Origin of the sequence: Providencia sp. PROV197 (assembly GCF_028479625.1) — a bacterium.
GTDB lineage: Bacteria > Pseudomonadota > Gammaproteobacteria > Enterobacterales > Enterobacteriaceae > Providencia > Providencia vermicola.
Genome location: NZ_JAMPNZ010000052.1, coordinates 1 through 1,707 on the forward strand (window position 1 = coordinate 1; position 1,707 = coordinate 1,707).

Annotated in this window: 1 protein-coding gene and 1 pseudogene; both read right to left on the reverse strand. The window is 39.7% G+C overall.

Annotated elements, in window-relative coordinates; translation table 11 throughout:
* Positions 1 to 363: 363 nt before the first annotated feature.
* Complete coding sequence (locus PR808_RS20610; RefSeq protein WP_272539996.1) at positions 364 to 825, reverse strand: hypothetical protein; 462 nt, start codon at positions 823 to 825, stop codon at positions 364 to 366.
* A pseudogene (locus PR808_RS20615) lies at positions 822 to 1,707 on the reverse strand (hypothetical protein); the annotation flags it as partial. The pseudogene PR808_RS20615 and the gene PR808_RS20610, both read right to left, overlap by 4 nt.

The window sequence follows — 1,707 nt, forward strand, 5'->3', positions numbered from 1 at the left end:
CCCTGTGCCAATACTCCCCGACAGGCTGCCGCCTTTTTGCTTCGAGTCGTATTTGTCGGTGGTTTGTTCTGTGTTTTTGAACAAAAAAAGAAAGGGAAATAACACGATAGGCTTGCAATATTTGGATGGGTGATTAAAGAAGAAGTGGTCAAAACCAGACAGTATACAGTGGGTTACGCCCCGAACCGCGGTAAACCTAACTCCAGCCCACAACTCACATTCAGCGGTAAGTGATTGAGTGAGCTAGGATTTACGGTGGGCAGCAACGTCACTCTCACCCGCCAAGCCGGCCAGCTGATTATCCGGCTGGCTGAGGGGGAGTAAGGCGGATAAGGAGATCCCAGAGTGAACAGGGATCTTCTTTTATTTAGATATCAAGCTACAACGAGATAAAGAGCCATTCTGTTTGAATTGAAAATTCAAATCATAATATTCAAACTGATACTTAACCCAACTATTAATATAGCCAAGGAGCATATCCATATTTCCACCACCTTGCAAAGATGGCTTTCCTAATACTTGCAATGTATTATTTTTATTCCATCCAGCACAAATATCATATAACAGCTTACCTTTGTACGTATTGTAACCTTCATCATCGTTGAAATAAAAATGAACATGACTTAATACGTTCTGCCGGAATCCTATTTCCACCCCTGAATGCTTGAAGCTGTAATATGTTGTCCTATCTGTAGGATCATTATATTCAGTTGGATCGGACGATATGTCTGCAACTTCATTTATAGACAAACAAAGTTGCTTAAACTCTTGAGAGTTCTTAGACTTACCGAGAGCACTGATAAATTCAGCCCACTCAACTATCATTTAATAACTCCTTTATCTCTATTTCGTTCTATTATTTTTTTAATTGCATCATCTACTAATTTAGGATCGTATCCTTTATCTATCATATTCTTCCTCAGAGCTTCTGTATCTCGGCATTCTGCTCCACAAAGATTAGATGCATCTTTTTGTACCTGAGCTGCTGAGTTTTTGCCTTTATATGTAGGTCCTGCTGCATGAACATCTTTAGGTACTTCAACCGCTGTAGCGCCATTAAAAAGCTTATTAGATTCTTCTTTAGTTAAAGGGCGACCTAATTCAGCTTCTTTTGCTTTTTTTAGAGCAGCAAAAGAAGGTATGTGATCATGTTCTAACCCATCACCAACTTTAGAGCGATCCTTCAATTCTTTATAAGAAGCGACATCAAGAGCTTTAACAGGTTGATCTGAATCTTTTGTTTCATTAGCTTTTTCTTTATTCCCTTTACCTCTAATCCCGATCGCTGAAATCCCACCTGAACCTGTAGCTGCTCCTCGTATTCCTGCACTATCTAGAATTTCCTTACCTTGTAGCGCCACACGAACTGATGTTGGAAGTGATTGATAAATAGCATGAGCACTTTCGGCATTCTCTGCATTCACAAACGCATTGAATTTCGCTTGTTCTTCAGGGCTTAACTTAGAGAAAATAGCCACTAATTTGGAGTTTGCTTGTTCACTTCCTGTGTTCATCATCTCCCAAGCTGCAAGAGAACAGTACACATTATTACTACACTCTTTTACTATTGCTTCTTCTCGTTGCTTTTCACTCAACGCGCCATATTTTTCATAGATCGGTTGAGTATCTTTACCTTCCTTCTCTGCAACTTCTAGTTCGTTCTGCATGTTGAGAACATCTTTACCACTTAATTGGTTATTCTCAACA

Bases quoted from the DNA above. Each gene is read 5' to 3' on its own strand.
- PR808_RS20610 (WP_272539996.1), bottom strand. From the start codon at position 825: ATGATAGTTGAGTGGGCTGAATTTATCAGTGCTCTCGGTAAGTCTAAG.